Source organism: Candidatus Alkanophaga liquidiphilum (assembly GCF_053996935.1).
This window is the reverse complement of record NZ_JBMXYC010000038.1, coordinates 1-16,903: the sequence shown is the minus strand read 5'-3', so window position 1 is coordinate 16,903 and position 16,903 is coordinate 1. Positions and strand designations below refer to the sequence as shown.

The following is a 16,903-nucleotide window of genomic DNA, read 5'->3' as shown; positions in this document are numbered from 1 at the left end:
CCCGGATTATTATAGATAAGCATGGTTGATGGATGCTATGAGAAGTCTTGGTTGGGAATTTGAACATCAGTCCTTTCGGTGAGATTATGAAGCTCGGTAGAATCGGTGTTTTTCGCTGAAGCAGCGATAAAGACGCTTTTCTCTCAATTAGCTGCTTTAATCCGTTAGAAACTGGAATGTGTTCTGTAAGTTTTTATGCTATACTATAATCGGTTGCGGTGGGCTTATGTTATGTGGACGCGTCCCTAACTTAGTATTGGATGACTGTAAATCCTACTCTCAAGAAGATAGTAGATAGCTACATGGAAAAAGTTCCGGAAGTTAGAGAATACTGCCGCCGTTGTTTAAGAACCGAAAGATGGGGTGGGAGCGTGGTTTTAATGATCGTTGACGCCTCTTTTACCTCCCTTGGTTTAAACTACTTTCAGACAGTCGTGCCAAAAATTGAGGAGTTCAGAAAGAAGTTTGTGGATACAGGAGAGATAATAAGCGTTGATGATTTGGCAGATGCTGATATTGAGAAATTGCTGGAGGTTTGGAGGAATAGAAGGTCTTGGGAGGCGGCTAAGGCGATAGCTTCCTATCTCGCTCAAGTTAAAAGAGAGCGGGAATTAGATGACAGGCAGGCTTTTATTTACTGGGCTAAGCAGAGCCAGCTTGAAAGCTGGCAGAACGACCCTATTGGAAAAATTAAGGGCATTGGAATAAATACGTTTCAGTATCTGAGGATGATGGGCGGTGTTGACACGGTGATGCCAGATAAAATAGTAAAGAGAGTCATGAGGAAAGTATTAGAGGGGGCAGGCTTAAGCATGGCCAAAAATGATATTAATTTTATAAAGCAGGTAGAAAATATTGCAAAAGAAACTGGCTATAAGGCGATAGAGCTCTGCTGGATGACCTGGCTAATTCAATACAAGGTAGGATTAATCAGGATAAAGAAATATGCAAGCTTCCTGCCAAAAATATAGGGGAGATAAAACTGCTTTTTCAGAGTATGATTCCAATTATGGTGGGGGCGGGGATGGTAATATTCATGAACCTCAGCTCGTGGGCACACTCGTGTATATTAGTTTCTATTGCTATGTCAAGGAGCTCACTGCTCGTCTTTATGTCGCAGCAGTAATCACGGGGAACGGTGTCTGTCGGCTTCGAAAGCGTGGACGTTTCCGTCTCTTCATAATCCAAATCGAACTCCGCCATAATGTTTTCGAACGCCTATTGTGGCGTGGACTCCATAGTTTACTTCCGCCTTCTTAAGCCGAAGCACGCCAATTCATCGCATACAGCTTTTACGAGACGTTGCATCATGATAGAATTTGTTGTCAAAAATAACAAAGCTAAAATCTTAGAACATCATACCACATCATGAGGAGATTTCATGAGCAGAGCAAAAAGGCTGGGTTTTGCATCTTTCACCGTTTGCATATTTGTTACGTTCCTTTCCGCTCTTAGCTTGCCTACAACTCTCGGCAGCTCTCCCGCAGCATCGCATCTGCAGTCACAGCCGCAAGCCCCGCCACCAGCGGTGGAGTTCGGCGAAAATCCGTGGGGGCATTTACCGATAAAAGTTTACATAGATGAGGAGACGGCACCTGATAGGCTAAGGGCAACTTACAAAACAAGCGTGCTTGATGCCCTTCGGTATTGGACATGGGGCGAGGGGCGTGAGTATCTTAAGGAAAAACTCGGCTATGAAGCGTATTTCTCACCAGCGGAATCCCATGACGATGCTGACATCTGCATAAGTTGGGTCAAGGAGCTTGAGGGCGAGAAGGCGGGCGAGTGTAAAATATTATACAGCAATACTTCCTTTTTGCGTGCGGAAATAATGTTGGAGAGTGGATATGCGAGCTCCTTCTTCTGGCATTACTACGATGAGAAGCGAATGAGCGACCTCGCAAAGCACGAAATCGGGCACGCCCTCGGCTTGCAGCACAGCGACGACCCGAGCAGCATCATGTATCCATCGTTTGAAATCACCGAGCGTGAATTTTTCACGTCTTCACGGCATTTACATATCATCTTAGTATTCTTCGCTTTCATCATGCTCGTGGACATCCTCGTATTCTTTATACTCGGCAGGCGAACCCTAAGAGAACAACAAAGACGGCGAATAGAAGAAATAGAGCTTCAGTTGCTCGAATCTAAGGTAAAGGGGGCCGTAAAGAAGGAAAAAAAGTATATGGAGTTTAGATGCGCACACTGCGGTTACGTAACTGCGGATTTTAAAGAAATAGAGATGAAAGAGTGTCCTAATTGCGGTGGGAAGCCGCTCTGGAGGAGTTTAGATTTGGAGGCAAACGGCTCTGATGCCAGGGACAAGGAGCTTAGCCTTAAGGCGGCATTGCCGCAATCTACTGATAAGAACCCCGACCGATAACCCGCCGAGCCTTACGCAACGAGGCGCCTCTTTGCGGGGCGACTTGCCCCAATATCCTCAGGCGTCGCTTAAACCGCAAGCTCCCACCATTTGCAAGTTAAAAGTGCATGGCTGGGAAGTGTAGCACCTACGACGCCGGCTTGAGGCATTGAAGTAGTAACCAAGGGTTTTTGGCACTTGAGTTGATAAGGAAAACTACATATATATGTATGAAGAAGATGCTGAATGTATCGGACTCAAGGGGGGCTTAAAGTGGCGGATTTAAAAGAGGAGCTTATAGAGTTTGCGAGAACGATAGGAGCGGATAAGATAGGCATAGCGGACGCAAGCCTCATAAAGAACCCTCCGCAGGAGCAGGATTTTGACCCAGAGAATTATGTTAATGGGGCGAAGTGCGCTATATCAATCTGCGTAGCGTTCCCAGAAGATGCAGTCGGACTTGACGACGAGGACGATTTCACGTTCTGCACGAGCTTCGGCTCGACATACGTGACCCTGAAAAGGCAAATAGATACTATAGGGATGAAGCTGGTGAAATTCCTCGAAGAAAAGGGATACAAAGCGAAATACATAGGTCCGGAGCTCCCTTTCGACAAGGGTTGCCAGATATGCGGGCTGTTACATCCTTATATCCACAAGCATATCGCTCAGGTCGGCGGAATAGGCGAAGAGGGCATGTCAAATCTCCTGGTGACGCCAGAATATGGTCCGAGGGTCATACTTGCATCCGTAATCACGGATGCGCCGCTCGAACCGGACGGTCCACGGCTCGTTGGCAAGGTATGCTTAAAATGTAACACCTGTGTGGAAGAATGCCCCACGGGGGCGCTTTCTGACGAGAACTACCCGCCTTACAACTTCGAGCGTAACCGCTGCTTCTGGGGCTATTTCGGCGGCATGCGAGTCACCGAGGTGGATACCCCTCCCATGGACTGGCTAAACGCAAAACCGAGTGCGCTGAGCGTGCTCCCGCAGTATAAGAGCAAGAACCCACGACTCAAGGAGCTCTTGGATTGGGATGAAGCCCTCGGAGCTTTCCCGAAGTGCACGAGATGCATGTCCGCATGCCCCGTGGGGGCTAAGGAGGAATAGCGGGGTGATATGATATGGTAGAATACCACTGTAACGCATGTGATTGGGAAGGAGAGCCGATATATGTCTATGTATGTCCGGCATGTCGAACGGGGCACAGACGCCGCCTAATAAAGAGGAAGGGCGGAGAGGAATGGGAGTGCCCAAACTGCTCACTCAGAGGCACACCAGACCAGTTCTTATACGAGCCTGAGTGCCCGATATGCGGCAACCAGTATATCTACGAGAAGGAAAAAGTGCCACAAGTGTCCGGCATAAAGGGATTAGGCTTGGGCTCTAAGTAGTCACAGCTCCGAGTAATCGACTCTAATTACCTTCTTACCTCCACCAATTTTAACGAGAGCCCCTTAGCACAAACGTCAGGTAAACTTTCCAGGGTTTGTAGTATCGTGCATTTGTCCCCTCTTTTAAGACCCAGGGGATGGCACAGCTCGTATTGCTCACACTCGCTTTCATCGCACTCCGGCGGCTCGAAAACGATTTTCGAGCCTTCAAACGCCTTTCTCGCCTCTATCGCCACAGGTATTGGTGGCTCTACGACACGGACGACGCAGACGCCGCCGTCGTGGAGATGGCAGTCGTGCCTTATGTCGTCCTTCACCGCTTCAATTCTATATCGCCTGCCCTCTTCAAGGCTCATGCACGTGCTCCTGAGCTTGCAGTCCTCACACTCCCGAGCCATCCCCAAAAATACGAACTCCTCACCGACCTTAGCCAACTTTTCCCCTATCAGGGTGGTGAGTCTACCTTCCCGCATTTTGCCTCCCCTCACTCCCTTTATCCTCTCAAAGATTCCAGCCATGCCCTCATATGACTCCCGTTATGGTCGCAAGACGCTCCGCCGCTTCGTATGTCAAGCCCGTGTCCCCAAGGATCGTGTATCTCTCAGGGTTGATTTTGTGCGCCTGCGTTAACGCCTCTATTATATATTCGCTCTTCATACCTAACTCCTTTGCGGTCGTTGGCGCTCCCACGGTTCTCAGCGCATCCCTCACATATTTCCACGCTGCGCCGTGCAGATACGACATCATGATTGTGCCGACGCCGCACTGCTCGCCGTGCAGAGCCGGCTTTGGCGCAATTATGTCGAGAGCATGGCTGAATTTATGCTCCGCCCCCGATGCAGGAGCTGAGGAGCCGGCGATGCTTATCGCAACGCCGCTCGACACGAGCGCCTTCACGACGACCCAAGCGGACTCCTCAAGGCGGGGCTTTATCTCTTTTGAGCTTTCCAAAATCATCTTTGCAGTCATCTCGGAGAGAGCGGCGGCGTAACTACTGAATTCAGCGTTTTTCAGCCTGTGCGCCAGCCGCCAGTCCATAACCGCCGTGTAGTTGGAGATGATATCGCCGCAGCCCGCCGCAAGGAAGCGATGCGGCGCCTCGGCTATGACTTTTGTGTCTGCAATGATCGCGAGCGGCGCCTGCGCAGATATGGAAGTGTTCGTGCCTTTGTCCTTGATCGAGGCTCTGGGCGACGCTATTCCGTCGTGCGAGGCAATCGTCGGCACCGAGATGAAGGGGACATCCAACATGTAAGCTGCGACCTTCGCCACATCTATTACCTTCCCGCCGCCGACCGCAAGCATGAAGGCGGCACGGCACTCCTCAGCGACGACCCTCACGCGCTCCACGCTTTCCGGGCTTGCAGACCGCACTTCTACTAAGCCACAATCGTAGCCGCTGTCTGTAAGAATCTCGAGGACGCTCTCGCCGGCGACACGCCTTGTCGTGCCCCCGGTTACGACGAGCGCCACACCGCTCAACTTCAGCCGTTTACAGACCGCCGCAACCTCTTCCAAGACGCCATGCCCTACGAGCACGTATCTCGGAAGTTGCATCATCTTTATCTTCTCAAATTTCGCTCCCCCACCCTCCATACTCGTGCCTCCACAACTCTTATTTCTCCCTAACCTTTTGGATTCTTCTCAAAAAGCCTCTCTGCTCAAGGATTTCTTTAGTCTTTCCAGTAACAACGACTTCCGCCCTTTTCAGCCCTTCAACGTCGCTGCTGCCGCACAGGAACATTATGACCCTTAATTCCTCAGCCATAGTTTCCAAAGCCTTTTTAACTTCCTCAGCATCTCGCATCGCCGGTTTCACGAAAGGAAGTGCCGCACTACAAACGTCGGCGCCCAGAGCCAAGCTCTTTGCGATTTCGAGCCCGGAGCGTATCCCGCCAGTCGCAATTATTGGCAGCGGCAGGCTGCTGCACTCCACTATGCTCACCGGAGTCGGAATCCCCCAGTTCCAGAGCAATCTCCCAAGCCGCTCCGCCAACTCGTCTCTCTCTTGCATCGCCCTGTAAACCTCGACAGCTGCCCAACTCGTCCCGCCGAGCCCGCCGACGTCTATTGCGGAGACGCCTGCCTCGAAGAGCTTCTTGGCGGTGCCGTAGGACATGCCGGCACCCGTCTCCTTCCCAATCACCGGGACTTTGAGCGAGGCGCATGCCTCTTTTATTGCAAGAAGGCAGCCTCGGGCGTTCGTCTCACCTTCTGGCTGTATGGCCTCCTGCAAGAAGTTCAGATGTATGGCGACGGCGTCCGCATCTATCATATCGATAATCTTCTCGACGCCCTCTACACCAAACTCCTTTAGTTGCAAAACGCCGATGTTCGCATATATGAAAGTCGTAGGCGCAGCGTCCCTAACGATGCGGAAGGAATCCTCCTGAGAGGGGTCTTCGAGGGCTGCTCGTTGCGAGCCGACGCCCATGCCGACGTGTAGTTCCTCGGCGGCAGTTGCAAGTGCCTCGTTTATCCGCTTCGTTTCGGGATGCCCGCCCGTCATCGCCGCTATCATCATAGGAAAGCTGAGTTTGAAGCCGAGGAATTCGACGCTCGTGTCAATTCCGTCCTTATCAACCTCAGGAAGTGCCACATGCACCAAATGCACGTCGTCAAAGTAATTACGCTCCGCTTCCACGTCCTTCTCGGCACACAAGAGCAAATGTTCTATTTTTCTCTTCGAAGTTCTCATCCCTCTCGCCCAGATTAAAACATGGGCCTCGTGTTGTATATTCCTTAATCTTAACCTACTTGAACTTTCGCAATCAAAGCTCCCGCAGCTCAGCCTTCAGTTTTTCAACGTCGAGCAGTGCAACAGTCTTTTTGCCCGAAAGCCAGCCGCCGCACTCCCCTGGATTCAGCACGAGCCGCCCCCCCATTTTCTTAATATCCGGCTGGTGGGTATGCCCATAAATGACGATGTCATAAGTCCCCGTAAGCGCGCTCACTATTTGTGGCTTATGTGTCATGACGACGCTTTTTCCCTCTAATTTCAGCTCGTAAGGGTCTTCGTGCAGTTCCCCAACGCCGGCGCCCTCAAACCGCTCTTTTAAAAGGAGTTTGTCGCCGTCGTTGTTCCCGAAGATTCCGATGAGCTCTGCGTTGAGCTCGCCGAATGGCTTTGCGGTGAAAGGCGCTACGAAGTCCCCAGCATGCAAGACTAAAGCTACGCCCTCGGCATTAAAAAGTTTCACGGCCTTCTTTATCGCATCAAGATTGTCATGCGTATCTGAAATTACGCCAACCCTCAATTAACACTCCTCCCGCCAAAATAAACCAGCGGCGGCGCCCTACATACAGAATCTCTGTCCGAGTTCCAGCTCCTCCTCAGCGTAACAGTCCTCGCACAGGGTTCTGTCGCCCCGCCGCCGCGCCTTCTTCTCTTCAATCTCCGCACCGCAAGCCTCACACTTCATAGATGCCTAAGCCCCTAAATCCTTCTCGCACCGAAGACGTCCCTGAAGTCCCGGACCGCCTCCACCCTCTTAACCTCGGGCACATGCTTCTTGAGCGTCGCTTCCACGAAGTTCACGAGCGTCATCTGGCTGAAGGGGCAGCCTGCGCAGGCGCCGCCGAGCCGCACCTTGACAACGCCGTCCTCCACAGAGACAAGCTCTATGAAGCCCCCCTCCATTGCCAGCGCCGGCTTTATCTGCGTCTCTATTATCTCTTTCACCCTGTCGAACATTTGACCACCTCAAAGGTTTGATGGGAGGATTGCGCCGAACGAATATAAAACTTGCGGACGCTCAAACCGCATAAGTAAGGAAAAAAGTGGAATTGCCGTCTCAATTACGCAGGTCTCTCCAGCAGCTTCCGCTTCTTCAAGATTTCTCCGCTCCTTGCGTGCGGCGTGCGCAAGAGGCTGTCGCCGTATTTCTCGATTTCGTAGGCTTCATCCGCAAGGAGCGCTGCGTAGCGCATAACCTCGTGGGCGGCGGCGCACATCGGCACGTAACGCTCCGCCTCCTTGACGACAAAGCACGCCTGCACGTTTATATCCGCGACCTTCTCGGCGATGCTGTAAGCCGCAAATGCTTTCGCCGCCGCATACGGATTCGCGAAGCTCGCACGGCTCACGACGGTCTCCGCATTCGCTATTATCTGCGGGAGCGTCGGCGTCTCGCCTTTCTTTATCTGCTCGATGACGGCGTCGAGCTCCTCCTGCACGAGCCTGACGGCGCCACAAACGCTCAAGACCTTAAGGACATCGGCGTTGAAAAGGCTCATCTCCACAGGGTCGAGGAACTGCCTGCGGGCGCCAATCATCGGGTCGCCAGTCAGGATTATGTAGCCAAAGCCGTCGTTTTTGAGCTCCTCCACAGCTTTTTTGCCGGGAGCGTCGGAGATGACGATGCATGGCTTCCCACCTTCCTTCACGAGGTCTCTCGCCTTCTTAGGTCCGGGAAGTGCGGCATTCGGGCTTATCACGACTGCGAAATCGGGATCAAGCTGCAAGAGCGCCTTCGCAGCGCTTTCTGCGTGTGCTGCCGTCATTTTCGCGCCGCTCGCCACCACACAGGCATCCACGTCCTCACGGTCGGCACGCTCGTCGAGAACGAGGTCCACGATTCTTGACATCCCGATGTTCCCTATCTTCACAAACCCTACCTTCACAACCTCCTTCGCCAAAGCTCCTCACCCGAAAAGCCATACCCCCTTTGTTCTTTTATATTTTTCTTTTACTTTAAGGAAAGGCTCGGGAAACGCCCCAAAGCTGGCTAAACGTTTTCTGCTCGGATTTATCCGCTTTCGCCTAAGGCTGCGCGTGCTTACTATTGTCTTGCAACTCCGGCATTTGAGGTATTTCCCTGCTGCGAGAGACTCCATCATGTAATAAGGCGCTCACATCGTGAGCGGCGAGTCCTCTCTTCATTTTCTTACACGCCGTTACCCAAACAGTTTTTAAGAATGGGGGCATAGGAGTGGTCAGGGGAGAGGCGTGCTTTCGTATTTATATGAGAAGTGGCTCCTGAGGCACATCTTGCGGGCGGGTATTACTGTGCGACATATAATTCTGATAATAGATGAGAGTGACCTCCTCGTCTCTAGAGAGGCGGTAAAAAAGCTGGCGAGCTTCGTGCGGTGGTGCTCAGCTCTCGGCATAGAAACTGTCGGCATCTACGTAAGCATCGCAAAGGAGCTCGGCGGAGAAATCATCGAGGCGACGAGCGAGCTGCTATTTGAAAAAATTTCAAAAGCTCTCAGCAGAGAGAGTGCCTCCATCGAGATATATACGGCAAAAAGCACAAAATTGCTGAGGGGCGACGCTGCGATGCGGGTGTGCGTTTCCATAGGCTTCGGCGGAAGGAGTGAGCTTACAGAGGCGATAAGGAGGATATGCATGCGGGTGCAGGATGGCGAGATCGAACCTGAGGAGATCAACGAGAAAAAGATAGAAAGCGAGCTCGTCTTCAGGCTCGAGCCCGACCTGATAATCCGGTCAGGCGGCGCCAAGCTCACCGACTTCCTCATCTGGCAGTCCGTCTACAGCGAGTTTTATTTCACGGACGTTAATTGGCGAAACTTCAGGAAAATTGACCTACTACGGGCAATCCGGGACTTCCAGAAGCGGGAGAGGAGGTTTGGCACTTAGCTTGGCTTAGATAAATGTGAGGGGGAACACATGGTGGAAGTGCTGAAGTATGTGGGGCAAAGAGTGATATGGCGGGATGATAAGGGCATGCCGAGGCAGGTATTGAAGTGCTTCATCAAGAAGGGTGAATACGGTGCCTTCATCTCCATAGAGCGCCATTGGGTCCAGAAGGTCGAAAGCGGAGAAGTAAAAGAGACGAAATGGGCGGGCTGGTCCATAAACTTCCCATACGACAAAAATCGAGCACTAACCCTCTTAAAATCCATAAATGAGCTTTTGGAGGAAGTTTTCCCTGGAGACATCCCAGAGAGCTACGACTTTGAATTTGATTAGCTTCGTTGCGGCTCGTGGCAGCACCTCTGCGTCCCGTAACATTAATTAAGTGCGTTGCTTAAGAGTAGCAGAGCGGGGAGGTAGGATGGCGGTTGCAAAAATCCTCCAGAATAAAAGGATGAGTAGCAAGTTTCAGATACTCGTAGAAATAGCGGCGAACCAACCAAACGTGAAGCAACGAGATATCGCGGCGAAGCTCAACATCACGCCGCAAGCTGTCTCAGAATACGTCAAGGAATTAATAGAGGAGGGCATGGTGGCGACGGACGGACGTGGCAAATACCGGGTGACGAAGGAGGGAGTCGACTTCATACTGAGGATGACAAACGAGCTTGAAGAATACTCCTCGTATATCAACAACATCATAACCAACATCTCCGTCTGGGCGGCGGTCGCCGACGACGACCTGAAAAAGGGCGAGGGCGTCAGCCTGCGGATGAAAGATGGCATCCTTTATGCGTGCAAAATCGAAGGGGGCGAAGAGGCAGAGGCGAGAGCGGTCTGCATATCCGATGCGAGACGCGGCGAGGATGTCGGCATCACAGACATAAAAGGCATGATTGCGCTCGAACTTGGGAAAATAACGGTGTGTATTGTCCCAAGGATACAAAACGGCGGCTCCAAGAAGGTGGATTTAGGACGCTTAAAACAAGCAGTAAAGAAAAGCAAGCTCGTGGGCGTCATCGGCATAGAGGCGTTGGTGGCGCTCTCTCGCATAAACAGGAAGCCCGACATCATCCATGGGACCAAAGAAGCGACAATCGAGGCATCATCAAAAGGGCTCCCGCTCACGGTCGTGTGCGTCGAGGACGAGATTCCGTCGCTCCTTCACAGGCTGGAGGGCGAGGGGCTTAGCTACGAGCTTCTTGACTTGCGCTTGGCTTAGCGGCGGTGACCCTCATGGGCGGTGAGAGAGAGGCAAAGACGATAATCCCAAAGGAAAACTTCAGTGAGTGGTATAATGAGATTTTGCGGAGAGCGGAAATCATGGATGTCAGGTATCCTGTGAAGGGCTTGTATGTGTGGTTCCCATTTGGTTTTAAGTTGAGAAATCTAATATATTCGATATTAAAGTCGTTACTGGACGTCGAACATGACGAAGTCCTCTTCCCAACGTTAATTCCGAAGACGGAGTTTATAAAGGAGGAAAAGCACATAAAAGGGTTCGAGGATGAGGTTTTCTGGGTGACGAGGGGAGGCGTTGACGAGCTTGACGTGCCGCTGGCGCTGCGCCCAACGTCGGAGACCGCCATATACCCGATGTTCAAGGTCTGGATCCGCTCGCATGCCGACCTCCCGCTCCGCATTTACCAAATAGCGAACGTGTTCAGATACGAAACAAAGCACACACGCCCGCTGGTAAGGCTGAGAGAGGTAACCTCATTTAAGGAGGCACACACCGCACATAGAAACTGGGCGGAGGCGGAGGCGCAAGTAAAAAGAGCTGTATCCATTTATCGGCGCTTCTACGACCGTCTCGCTGTCCCCTACATCATCACGAGACGCCCCGACTGGGACAAGTTCCCGGGCGCCGCCTACACCATTGCGTTTGACACTATTATGCCCGACGGCAGGACGCTCCAAATCGCCACGATTCACCATTTAGGCACGAACTTCGCACGAACCTTCGACATAAAATATGAGGACGTCGGCGGCGAGCAGAAATACGTGCACCAGACGTGCTATGGCATATCTGAGCGTTGCGTTGCCGCCGTGATTGCGACGCACGGTGATTCCCACGGGTTAGTGCTGCCGCCGGAGGTTGCACCGATGCAGATCGTCATCGTCCCCATAATATTCTCAAAGGAGAAAAGAAGTGGAGCGGTGCTGGAGGTGTGCCGCAGCGTCCGCGCCGCCCTGAAAAGCTCATTCAGGGTGATTCTGGACGAGAGCGAGGAGCGTCCCGGCGCCAAGTTCTACAAGTGGGAGATGCGAGGCGTGCCACTACGCATCGAAATAGGTCCAAGGGACGTTAGCAGGGATGAATGCACGTTCGTGCGCAGAGACACATTTGAACGCTTCACCGTGCCGCTGAGCAACGTCGTCGGCGAGGCTGAGAAAGCTCTAAGAGACCTCCATGAGAGCATATGGCGGCGTAGCAAGGAGCATTTTTCCTCTAAAATTTTCGACCTCTGCGGAGACGAGCAAGAAGACAGAATAAAAGAATGCGTCAAGAAAGGCGTCGTCGTCGTTTTTATGTGCCGCAGCGAAGAATGCGGAGCAGAAGTGAAAGAACGATTCGATGCGGACGTCCTTGGCGAGGAAGTGGGCACATGCCTGCTGGATGACGTGGAGGAGCAAACAGGACGGTGCATCATCTGTGGCGCCGAAGGGAGGCGGACTTATATTGCGAGGACGTATTGATTCACGATGACTGGCGATTTCATGGTTTCGCCGGCGAGCGGCAAAGTTCTCAAATCCGACAGAAACCTCATATCCATCTTCATGCGTATCTATGACGACCACATAAACGTGGCGCCTTTCGACGGCATAGTCTCCGAAATAAAATATGAGCGGGGCGGTTTCTTGCCGGCGTTTCTTAAGAGGAGTGAGAGGAATGAGCGGAACATCATCGAGCTGGCGACGCCGCATGGCGTCGTCAAGATAGCGCAGGTCGCCGGCTTCCTCATCCGCCGAATAAGATGCGACGTGCGGGTCGGCGAGCGAGTTAAACAGGGGCAGCCCCTCGGCAAGATATATTTCGGGTCGAGGGTAGACGTTACGCTTCCAGAGGGTTTCTCTCCAGTCGTGAAGCGGGGTCAGCGGGTAGAGCACGGGCGCACGATAATCGCACGGCGCGGCGCCCTTGACGGCACTGACAGCAACACCACCGCAACCTACTCAAAAATCATTAAGAAAGTTTAGTAAATTATATATTTGGTGAGATAGGAACTCCTTGCCTACGCAGGTAAGAAAAACCGTGCTTTGGAAGTTTGAAACATGAAGAAGGAAGAGCTCATCCACCTCCACCTACTGCTTGCGCAGATAAAAAAGTATTTTGAGGAGAACGGGCTTGACAACGGCTTCACACAATACAAAGAACTTGGCATCTCGCCCTTCCACATACACCGGAGCAAATCCGACCACAAACGGGCGATTTTCACTCTCGGAAACGAGCTCGCCTCGATGATTGCGAAGGACGAATTCTCAGAGAGTTATAGAACCGCCGAGCGGATGAAGGAATTTGCAAGACGCACTGCCTAATTATTTTCTATTTTTTTCTTCACTTTGTATTGGATGAGAGTTGGTGTAACGAGACCCGCGAAATACGAGCGGGAGTCCGTTGAAATTGCTAGGGCCTATGGATTTGATGTGTTCTTTGCTCCATTGATTTCAGTAAGAAGGGTAGGAGAGCCCAAGTTTGAGGAGTTCCTGCAGGGTGTCCTGCAGAAGGATGTTGATTTTGTGGTTTTTATGAGCGTGAGCAGCGTGGAGTGTGCGTTTGCCCATGTTTATGACATCGAGCCGAGGGGGCAGCTTGCTAAGGACTTCATACGGGCGTTGAACAAGACGACGGTAGCAGCGGTAGGTCCTGCGACGCTGCGCAAGCTCGAAAGTTGCGGAGTTTTGACACGGATTCTCCCAAAAGAGTATAGTTCAAGAGGGCTTGCTGGAGCTTTAAGACCACTGGTAAGGGGGAGGAAGGTTTGGATAATACGGAGTAAGCAGGGGGATGACAGGCTGAAAACAAGCTTGGAAGATGCAGGTGCGACGGTCAAGGAAGCCAAAATTTACGAAATAACGCTGCCTGCGGGTGAGGAGCGGGAGCATGTGGTGGAGCTTATAATGTTGTTGCTTGCCGGCGGGATAGAGGTGATGACGTTCACAAGCGGTATGTGCGTCGAGAACTTTCTCAAAATCGCTGAGGAGCTGGAGGTGCGAGAGAGGGTGGTGCGGAGGATGCGCAGCATCACGGTGGCGGCGCTCGGCGAGCCCACGAGACGGAAGCTCGAAGCTCACGGAATAAAGGTGGATGTGGTTCCAAAAGAGTTCACATTTGAAGAAATGATAAAAGGGATTAAAATGAGGGTGCAGGGTTAATTCGTAAAAACACTACCACTATTATCATTCGCTGCCGGGCGCTTAAAGAATGATAAATCATATATAAAACGAGGGGCAAGGGGTAGAAGGAGAGCGGAGGGATTAGAAATGGGCATAGAGGAAACGTTAGGTTACATAAATAGTGGGCTTAAGGAGAGCATGCCGCCTGAGAAAGCTGATTCGATAACGGATGCGATACACGAGCTTTTCGAGAGGACGAGAGCGAGAGGCACGCCGATTGTGGACTTTCTTGAAGCCTTGCGCACGGAGACGGACTGGTTGAAGGCGCCATCGCCGAAGGAAGGCATGCCGCTGATAGAATATTCTGTGAAGGTTGCGAAGGAGCTTTTGGAGATAAAAGCTAGTGCGGGGGCAGATGTCGAGGACGAGAGCTGCGTGGTCGTTGGTTTGTTCCATGAGATAGGGCTCGTGAGAGAGGATTCTGAAGGGTTTGAGGAGATAAAAGGGGAGGACCCCGAAGTAAGGTCGATGCGGCTTGCATCCCGCAGTCTGCGCATCATCGCAAGGTATATCCCGCTGACGCCAGAGGAGGCGCAGGCAATCATGTATCACGACGTCCAGAACATTCCTGTGAAGCGATTGAAGCTCACAGATCTGCTACAAAAAGCTGTGGAAAGAGTAATGAGCAGTTAAGAGGGGGGCCCGCCGAGCAACTCCTCCACGGGCTTCTGCCCATATTCCTCTATTTTTACATTTATTTGGAAAATTTCTGTTGAGATTTCTTTTCCCCTGACGGATTTTCTGCGTCTTATGCCTTTTTCTTTAGGTCTGTAACCCGGCCCGGTCGTCAGCAGAATCCGACGGCGTGCCGCCCCCGGCAAGTCAGGTCGCATCGGAAAACCATCCTTGTCGGAGCCGCCTGTAATCCTGAGCCTGTAGCCCGGCAGCCCCACGACACCACCGTCTATCACGTCGCCGATCTTCTTGCCTATGAGTTCCAAGCCCCGGTCGCCCTTGACTTCAACCTTGTATGCCCTCCCCTTCTGCGGGTCTGAAACAACTACCTGAAAGTCTGGCATTTCGCACCCCTCAAAGCGAGTTTGCGCCCACTACCTTAAAAAATTTGCAGTTGAAAAATCGGACAAGAATTTCTGACACGGCGTCGTGGACACGGGCATGTTGGACCACCGCTTCTAAGGGTTTGAATAAGCGAGGGGGTTCGAGCCCGCCGCACGACGTCCAGCCTGGCGGCTGCGAACACAGCAACAAAACAACAACGCAAGCAAGCGGTCCTTGCAAATTTAAAATTTAAATGGGAGTGGCCAAATATCAAAAGCCGTCCAGCGGCATTGCACTAACGTGTGATTAATCTGAACCAAAAGAGAAATTGAAAGATGGATTCATGGGAATTAGGATTGCCCACTTGAACCTGAATATCGCAATCCCGGTAAGCTCTTAACAACTATTTTGCGTCAAATTCAGCTGCTCCTAAAATATCCTTAACTTTTCATTCATGGTTCCTACCAAGAGACTCTCCAAAGAGTGAGAGTGGTTTGTGGACGTATCTTTTGATTTGTCCGAATCTCTTATTCGAATGTTATCGTCCCGTAGCAGACATTCTTCTCCGGGTCAATCCTTTTTGTTTCCATTTTTACACGCTTCCCAGTTATCCCCATAAGCGCCGACTCAATCCATCCACCCATCACCCTGCAAAGGGGTCCCGGCACTCGCCCCCTCATCATCGTCCTTACCATACACCGAGGATAGGAAACCTCAAACTCTGTTGAGCCATTTCTTTCAGTCTTCCTCTTTACCTGTATGTAAATATAAGGTCGCACATAGTCTGCGAATGTTCTCAGAGCATCTTCAGGAGCGGTCACAGGAAGGAGCTTCGCAGAAAGCCTCGCTCCTACTTCCTCTCCCACTTTGTATGCGAGCGCACTCGCCTCTCTCGTCCCGTATCTCTTTGTAATCTCGTCGACGAAAGTGGTGAGAACCCTCCCCCATCCATAAATTTCGATCACGTTCTCACACTCCCACCGCCAAGGAAGCCCCCTGATTTATCAGGGGGAGGAATTGGCGAAGATTATTTATATCTTTGACCCGTACCTTAATACGGGTGCTGAGAGTGGAAAGGGTAGTTGTCAAGGCTCTAAAGCTCAACTTGCTTACTCTATCGAGGAAGAAAGAACGTTTGCTTTCTGAGCTATTCAGTTCTGTCCTTGGCTGTTGCAATGATGTTCTATCCATTGCCAAATCCTCCAATCCGAAAAACTTTGCCATCTTACATACCACCTCCTATCCCGCTATCAGACAAAAATACGACTTGCATTCCCAAATCCTCGTTGATTGTATCCATCAGGTCTGGGAGAATTTGAAGACAAATCCGGATAGGTTTGAACAAGTCCCAGTCAGATTTAACATCCCCCGTTCTGGCAAGTTCAGTAAGACTAAACGTGGAAATCCCGTTGTTGTTATTGCTCTCAATGGCAATGGCAGAATTGCCTTGCCAATCAAGCAGGATGGAGCTTACAAGAGATTTATCGAACACATCAACAATGGTTGGATTTGCACACAATTCAGACTGCACAAACAGAATGGTCATTACATTGTCATCACTAACCTTAGAAAGAAATTCAAGGTTAAGCAAAGCTATCAAGCTGTTGTAGGGGTTGATGTTAATAGTGGTTGTTTTGCTATTACGGTTTTGGGAGGTGATAGAAAAGTTCTGAAACAGCTCTATTTGGGACAGGATATATGGCACAGGCAGTGGAAGTTCATGAAGCGAAGAAGTAAGCTCAGGAGTTACGCAGACAAGGGAAGCGGTAGAGCACGGCGTGCTCTCCGCAAGATGAGGCATGATGAAAGAGACTTCGTTACAACAAGAATCTGGCAAGTTAGCCATGAAATTGTTGAAATTGCAATAAAATACAATGCTGTAATTGCTATTGAGAGGCTTAAGCACATGAGGAAACATAATGGCAAGGGAAGAAAGCCTAAGAGAGCCAACAGGAAAGTCCATCGTATTCCCTTCCACAAGTTCAAGCAAGCTATTCAATCCGTGGCATGGCAACACGGTGTTGATGTCGTTGAAGTTCCCGGAGCAAGAACATCTCAGAAATGCCCAAGATGTGGCTACACTTCGAAGAGAAACTGGGTTTTCTTCAACGGTAAGAGAAAGCTGTTCAAATGCAAATGTGGCTACGA

At 51.2% G+C, this 16,903-nt stretch carries 23 protein-coding genes; 13 read left to right on the top strand and 10 right to left on the bottom strand.

Features of this window, described 5'->3' with window-relative positions:
• Nucleotides 1-260 precede the first annotated feature (260 nt).
• A complete protein-coding gene (locus ACXJJA_RS05135) occupies nt 261-971 on the top strand; it encodes a hypothetical protein (RefSeq protein ID WP_456487149.1) in 711 nt (236 codons plus the stop codon).
• 19 nt (nt 972-990) lie between these two features.
• Here the strand turns inward: ACXJJA_RS05135 and ACXJJA_RS05130 are convergent, their stop codons facing one another.
• The gene (locus tag ACXJJA_RS05130) at nt 991-1,203 is read right to left on the bottom strand and encodes a hypothetical protein (RefSeq protein WP_456487148.1); all 213 of its coding nucleotides are present in this window, start codon (nt 1,201-1,203) and stop codon (nt 991-993) included.
• Between the two features lie 178 nt (nt 1,204-1,381).
• Here ACXJJA_RS05130 and ACXJJA_RS05125 point away from each other — a divergent pair, with 178 nt between their 5' ends.
• From ACXJJA_RS05125 to ACXJJA_RS05115, 3 genes are all read left to right on the top strand, one after another.
• Nucleotides 1,382-2,383 carry a matrixin family metalloprotease gene (locus ACXJJA_RS05125; RefSeq protein ID WP_456487147.1) on the top strand — a complete coding sequence of 334 codons (1,002 nt, stop codon included), beginning with the start codon at nt 1,382-1,384 and terminating at the stop codon, nt 2,381-2,383.
• Nucleotides 2,384-2,635: 252 nt separating this feature from the next.
• Complete coding sequence (locus ACXJJA_RS05120) at nt 2,636-3,475, top strand: 4Fe-4S binding protein (RefSeq protein ID WP_456487146.1); 840 nt, start codon at nt 2,636-2,638, stop codon at nt 3,473-3,475.
• A 14-nt stretch (nt 3,476-3,489) separates the two neighbouring features.
• Complete coding sequence (locus tag ACXJJA_RS05115; RefSeq protein WP_456487145.1) at nt 3,490-3,759, top strand: hypothetical protein; 270 nt, start codon at nt 3,490-3,492, stop codon at nt 3,757-3,759.
• A 26-nt stretch (nt 3,760-3,785) separates the two neighbouring features.
• On the opposite strand, the gene ACXJJA_RS05110 is transcribed toward ACXJJA_RS05115, so the two are convergent.
• From ACXJJA_RS05110 to ACXJJA_RS05080, 7 genes are all read right to left on the bottom strand, one after another.
• Nucleotides 3,786-4,232, bottom strand: coding sequence for a UPF0179 family protein (locus tag ACXJJA_RS05110; RefSeq protein ID WP_456487144.1), 447 nt, complete (start codon nt 4,230-4,232; stop codon nt 3,786-3,788).
• Nucleotides 4,233-4,281: 49 nt separating this feature from the next.
• Nucleotides 4,282-5,355: an NAD(P)-dependent glycerol-1-phosphate dehydrogenase gene (locus tag ACXJJA_RS05105; RefSeq protein ID WP_456487143.1), complete on the bottom strand. Its 1,074-nt coding sequence runs from the start codon at nt 5,353-5,355 to the stop codon at nt 4,282-4,284.
• A gap of 19 nt (nt 5,356-5,374) precedes the next feature.
• The gene (gene fni, locus ACXJJA_RS05100; RefSeq protein WP_456487142.1) at nt 5,375-6,457 is read right to left on the bottom strand and encodes a type 2 isopentenyl-diphosphate Delta-isomerase; all 1,083 of its coding nucleotides are present in this window, start codon (nt 6,455-6,457) and stop codon (nt 5,375-5,377) included.
• 73 nt (nt 6,458-6,530) lie between these two features.
• Entirely contained in the window at nt 6,531-7,016 is a 486-nt protein-coding gene (locus tag ACXJJA_RS05095; RefSeq protein WP_456487141.1) for a metallophosphoesterase, read from the bottom strand.
• Between the two features lie 39 nt (nt 7,017-7,055).
• Nucleotides 7,056-7,181: a TraR/DksA C4-type zinc finger protein gene (locus ACXJJA_RS05090; protein WP_456487140.1), complete on the bottom strand. Its 126-nt coding sequence runs from the start codon at nt 7,179-7,181 to the stop codon at nt 7,056-7,058.
• 14 nt (nt 7,182-7,195) lie between these two features.
• Nucleotides 7,196-7,453, bottom strand: coding sequence for a NifU family protein (locus ACXJJA_RS05085; RefSeq protein WP_456487139.1), 258 nt, complete (start codon nt 7,451-7,453; stop codon nt 7,196-7,198).
• Between the two features lie 104 nt (nt 7,454-7,557).
• The gene (locus ACXJJA_RS05080) at nt 7,558-8,397 is read right to left on the bottom strand and encodes a F420-dependent methylenetetrahydromethanopterin dehydrogenase (RefSeq protein WP_456487138.1); all 840 of its coding nucleotides are present in this window, start codon (nt 8,395-8,397) and stop codon (nt 7,558-7,560) included.
• 310 nt (nt 8,398-8,707) lie between these two features.
• On the opposite strand from ACXJJA_RS05080, the gene ACXJJA_RS05075 reads away from it, so the two are divergent.
• From ACXJJA_RS05075 to ACXJJA_RS05040, 8 genes are all read left to right on the top strand, one after another.
• On the top strand, nt 8,708-9,361 hold the full coding sequence (locus ACXJJA_RS05075) for an undecaprenyl diphosphate synthase family protein (RefSeq protein ID WP_456487137.1): 654 nt from the start codon (nt 8,708-8,710) through the stop codon (nt 9,359-9,361).
• Between the two features lie 30 nt (nt 9,362-9,391).
• A complete protein-coding gene (locus ACXJJA_RS05070) occupies nt 9,392-9,694 on the top strand; it encodes a hypothetical protein (RefSeq protein WP_456487136.1) in 303 nt (100 codons plus the stop codon).
• A gap of 85 nt (nt 9,695-9,779) precedes the next feature.
• Nucleotides 9,780-10,580, top strand: a complete 801-nt coding sequence (locus ACXJJA_RS05065; RefSeq protein ID WP_456487135.1) for a DUF7839 domain-containing protein — start codon at nt 9,780-9,782, stop codon at nt 10,578-10,580.
• A gap of 14 nt (nt 10,581-10,594) precedes the next feature.
• The gene (proS, locus tag ACXJJA_RS05060; protein WP_456487134.1) at nt 10,595-12,058 is read left to right on the top strand and encodes a proline--tRNA ligase; all 1,464 of its coding nucleotides are present in this window, start codon (nt 10,595-10,597) and stop codon (nt 12,056-12,058) included.
• 6 nt (nt 12,059-12,064) lie between these two features.
• On the top strand, nt 12,065-12,559 hold the full coding sequence (locus tag ACXJJA_RS05055; RefSeq protein ID WP_456487133.1) for a phosphatidylserine decarboxylase: 495 nt from the start codon (nt 12,065-12,067) through the stop codon (nt 12,557-12,559).
• Nucleotides 12,560-12,634: 75 nt separating this feature from the next.
• The gene (locus ACXJJA_RS05050; protein ID WP_456487132.1) at nt 12,635-12,898 is read left to right on the top strand and encodes a UPF0058 family protein; all 264 of its coding nucleotides are present in this window, start codon (nt 12,635-12,637) and stop codon (nt 12,896-12,898) included.
• 33 nt (nt 12,899-12,931) lie between these two features.
• The gene (locus ACXJJA_RS05045; protein ID WP_456487131.1) at nt 12,932-13,735 is read left to right on the top strand and encodes a uroporphyrinogen-III synthase; all 804 of its coding nucleotides are present in this window, start codon (nt 12,932-12,934) and stop codon (nt 13,733-13,735) included.
• 108 nt (nt 13,736-13,843) lie between these two features.
• Nucleotides 13,844-14,389, top strand: coding sequence for a hypothetical protein (locus ACXJJA_RS05040; protein ID WP_456487130.1), 546 nt, complete (start codon nt 13,844-13,846; stop codon nt 14,387-14,389).
• Here the strand turns inward: ACXJJA_RS05040 and ACXJJA_RS05035 are convergent.
• Nucleotides 14,386-14,775 (bottom strand): 30S ribosomal protein S6e, encoded by a 390-nt coding sequence (locus ACXJJA_RS05035; RefSeq protein ID WP_456487129.1) that lies wholly within the window; start codon nt 14,773-14,775, stop codon nt 14,386-14,388. The two genes, ACXJJA_RS05040 and ACXJJA_RS05035, sit on opposite strands and share 4 nt — an antisense overlap.
• A 507-nt stretch (nt 14,776-15,282) precedes the next feature.
• On the bottom strand, nt 15,283-15,720 hold the full coding sequence (locus ACXJJA_RS05030) for a hypothetical protein (RefSeq protein ID WP_456487128.1): 438 nt from the start codon (nt 15,718-15,720) through the stop codon (nt 15,283-15,285).
• Nucleotides 15,721-15,815: 95 nt separating this feature from the next.
• Between ACXJJA_RS05030 and ACXJJA_RS05025 the strand changes: the two genes are divergently transcribed.
• Nucleotides 15,816-16,903: RNA-guided endonuclease TnpB family protein (locus ACXJJA_RS05025; RefSeq protein WP_456487127.1), on the top strand; the 1,088-nt coding region annotated here is incomplete at its 3' end.